A 287-nucleotide genomic window follows, 5' to 3' on the forward strand; every position below is an offset into this window, starting at 1 on the left:
GGCGATCCAATCATAGAAAAAGAAGAGATTCCGTTTGATAAAAAACGTGAATTTAATCCAGATCTAGCACCTGGTACAGAAAAAGTCGTACAAAAAGGTGAAAATGGAGAGAAAACAATCACAACACCAACTACGAAAAATCCATTAACAGGAGAAAAAGTAGGCGAAGGTGAACCAACAGAAGAAATCACAAAAGATCCTGTAGACGAAATAATTGAGTATGGTCCAGACATCGATAGTGATTCAGACTCAGACAGCGACTCAGACTCAGACAGCGATTCAGACTC

General features: G+C 39.4%; 1 protein-coding gene. It reads left to right on the plus strand.

All coding sequences use genetic code 11. From position 1 onward, the window contains the following. Nucleotides 1–287, plus strand: a 287-nt coding sequence (locus HMPREF3046_RS05095) for a G5 domain-containing protein (protein WP_256278217.1), incomplete at both ends; no start/stop codon positions are given.

Source organism: Staphylococcus sp. HMSC070D05 (genome assembly GCF_001815595.1).
GTDB lineage: Bacteria > Bacillota > Bacilli > Staphylococcales > Staphylococcaceae > Staphylococcus > Staphylococcus hominis.